The organism is Intestinibacter sp. (assembly GCF_051866655.1).
Lineage (GTDB): Bacteria > Bacillota > Clostridia > Peptostreptococcales > Peptostreptococcaceae > Intestinibacter.
In genome coordinates, this window is record NZ_JBJDXL010000369.1 from 1 (window position 1) to 3,232 (window position 3,232).

General features: G+C 30.1%; 5 protein-coding genes. All 5 read left to right on the top strand.

The genetic code is table 11. The features are described from left to right. Nucleotides 1-133 precede the first annotated feature (133 nt). The 5 genes from ACI3VO_RS10940 (at nt 134) to ACI3VO_RS10960 (ending at nt 2,800) form a co-directional block, all read left to right on the top strand. Nucleotides 134-316, top strand: coding sequence for a hypothetical protein (locus ACI3VO_RS10940; RefSeq protein WP_439757949.1), 183 nt, complete (start codon nt 134-136; stop codon nt 314-316). Between the two features lie 1,167 nt (nt 317-1,483). Continuing rightward, entirely contained in the window at nt 1,484-1,699 is a 216-nt protein-coding gene (locus ACI3VO_RS10945; RefSeq protein WP_439757950.1) for a hypothetical protein, read from the top strand. Between the two features lie 75 nt (nt 1,700-1,774). After that, nucleotides 1,775-1,906, top strand: coding sequence for a hypothetical protein (locus ACI3VO_RS10950; protein ID WP_439757951.1), 132 nt, complete (start codon nt 1,775-1,777; stop codon nt 1,904-1,906). Nucleotides 1,907-1,954: 48 nt separating this feature from the next. After that, the gene (locus ACI3VO_RS10955; RefSeq protein WP_439757952.1) at nt 1,955-2,383 is read left to right on the top strand and encodes a hypothetical protein; all 429 of its coding nucleotides are present in this window, start codon (nt 1,955-1,957) and stop codon (nt 2,381-2,383) included. Nucleotides 2,384-2,656: 273 nt separating this feature from the next. Further along, entirely contained in the window at nt 2,657-2,800 is a 144-nt protein-coding gene (locus tag ACI3VO_RS10960) for a hypothetical protein (RefSeq protein ID WP_439757953.1), read from the top strand. Nucleotides 2,801-3,232 lie beyond the last annotated feature (432 nt).

The window sequence follows — 3,232 nt, forward strand, 5'->3', positions numbered from 1 at the left end:
ATAGAATATCTTAGATAGTAATTTTGGACCAGATTCTAAAATTCTAATTCCAAACTATGGAGTTAGAAATGCCCTATCTAAAGAATTTAGAAAAAAGTATGTAAACAATACAGAATGTTATGAAGGAGAAGAAATGACCTCAGACGATATTTGGGAACTTGACAACAAGTTCCTGAATACCGCCTTTGGGCAGAAATCCCAAATAAAGAAAGACTTTAAGGTAAATGCTGCACTTGGTTTAGTTAGAGCATTTATTATAGATAGGCAAACTGGAGAGAAAGTAAATTCTATTGCTGATATTAACTCCAAAGCATAGTAGTATAAAGAGGAATTATTTAATATAGTTCGTAAGTACTGTGGGATTAGTGATTAGTATAGTGAGCTAAATGAAGAAAATCTAAAGAAAATATAGTCACAGACTATGCTCTTAGAAGCATACGAAAACCCACAGAAAGCTTAGGAATTATATAATAGTGTAAAAAATGTGGATGGGACTACTAATGTACAAGCTAAAGCTAAGTATGAAGCATTTAGAGCTTGGTTTACTCTAAGAAATTTTGATAACTTTGTTAATCTTCTAATTGGGGATTACATTAAGATAGCTCCTAATAGTAATATATTATCTACAAACTAGTATACATTTACTGCTGATAAAGGGCATCATGTTGTTAAAGATTGGTCAAATGATGATAATATTAATATTGAATAGAATATCAGTAAATTAGCATAGTTATTAGTTAATACTACTCCATATTATAAGATGAATTCAGATGTGTTTACAGAAGGTAAGTTTATAACATTTGAGTAGTTCTATGATGTAATAAGTAAGATTAAGAATCTAGCTCTTAACCCTATAGCTTCTACATTAGAGGTAGCTCCTAATATGAAGGGATTTGAAAATGTTTCAAGAACTTCTTTTAGAACTTTAGTAAATAATATAAGACTAAATCCATAGAAGAACTTTAGACTTGTAATGAAAGCTCTAGTAGATGGAAAATTCTATACAGAGTTTGACTTTACAGACGAGTAGAAGAATGTGCTCTATTCTATGTATAAAGGAATATTTGGCGATAATAAATCTATTGGAAATAAATCTATTTACGAAATAGAGTAGAACTACGGCTATGAAGGGGAGAATTTCTATGAACTTCTTACATAGGTTGCAGACACCTTGTTCTCTGTAGATTTTATGTAGTATAATGACGATAATGGAAAAGTTAGTGTTCGTGTTCTTAAAGAATTAAGTGTTGATAATGCTGCTAGAGCTATTGAAAGCACTATTAATGGGTTAAATACTAGAAGAATAATGAAACTAGAATTTCCTTAGTAGATAAAATAGTATAATATAGAATATGACTCTGCAAATAAAAAACTAACATACAAAGTAGGAGATAAGCTATCAGTCTCAATTACTACCTCTGGAAATATATCTTATATTGGAAGTAAGGGCAATCTATCTGATGCTGAGAAAATTAGTCTAATAATGGATCCAGAAATACGTCAATTTCTTGATACTCAATTAGGATTAAATCTAATGAATGATAGAGACCTACAAGAAGGTTTAGATATTAATATGAGTGGTGAGTATGGTAGAAGTCGTCAATTCAATACCTTATTTAAACTAGCATCTACAGTAATGTTAAACAAGTATATATCTAATGTATTACTTGATGGAGTTACAAGGAAAAGTCAAGTTTAGGAAAAACTTTCTGAAATATATTCTGATACTGGGGATGAGAAGAATAAGTATAAACCATACTTTAATAAGAATCTCATGGAAATGGGATTAATTCCTGATAATATGATGCCAGACCTTAGAGAAATTGCTACAGCCAAAGCTATATCTACTGGAGAATTTACTTCTACTCTAGTTAAAGATGCAGATGGTAATACACTTAGTTCTTAGACTCTTAGCCGATTGCTTGGTTCTCTAACCTCACAATGGGAGCATATAATGGCAAATGCTAATAATGCGGCCTCTCATTTCAGTCTATTTATGCCTGGATTATATAAAGGGCATTTCACTGCTAAAGAATTAAAATCGCCATCTGGAAATAAACCTCTTACTAAATTTACAGTAGCTGAATTTGTAGAAAGTAATTTCCTATATGACTTTGTAGGTGGCTTGTTAAATATCGAAACTTATAATAAAACTACTGTAGGTAATGGTATTGTGGCTCTTCTTCCATCTGTTAATTCTGATAAGACAACAATAGGTAGAATATTACTTGATTTAAATAAAAAAGTTAAAATTAATGGTGAGGAAAAATCTTTTAAAGACTTAACAGAAGATGAGTTATATGAAGTAACTAGAACTGAATTATATACTGCTTATAAAAAGAATTTTGATAAAGTAAGAAACGACTTTAGTAAATTAGGATAGTTTATAGGAGTAAACATTGATCCGGCAAATAGCTTTAGAGAATTTAATGAGTATTGTAAATAGAATGGTCTTACTCCAAAAGATTACTTATTTGAAAAAACTAGAGAGTATAATAACGCCAATCCTAATGACCATATTTAGTTAATATAGAATACACACTACTAGGAAAACAAGGACGGAACTATTACATATAATAATACTAATAGAGCTTTATTACATAGATTTTCAAAGCCAGAAAGAATGAGAAGATTTATGGAATTAAAGAAAGTGGAAATGCTAAAGTCTTTAGTAGATGAGAACTTTAATATTTCTTTACTTGAAAAAGAATCTGGAATTACTCCTAAATCTGACTTACGTAGCATGAAAGACTGGGTTTCCAGAAGTGGTGATATGGTTTTAGCTAAAGCCACTTTATAGGATGGAACTGTGGTTGAAATAAGAAATAAATCCGATTTAAGTAATCTTAGACGTTCTTTAGGATTTGCCTTGGATTACAATGTACATGATTTACTTGATAAAGTATAGTTAGAACTTCATCCAATGTTAGCTAAGTATAATGCTCTAGACTTTATGTTTACTTAGGAATTTATGATTTCTAGTGTAGGAACTCATACTAATCATCCAGGAAAACAAAACTATTCTCTATAGACTGCTTACATATAGGCTAATGATAATAGAGTAAATGATTTAGTAGAATAGAATAGAGACAGAATATTTAACTTTGATTCCTACTATGCAGATACATTAGATGCTTATCTTAATAGTAAAATTAAAGTTGAGCAAAGTTCTAGTAAATATGCTGCTGAAAGGTTTAATATAGAATAGAGTTCAGAATATTAGCAGTTATTG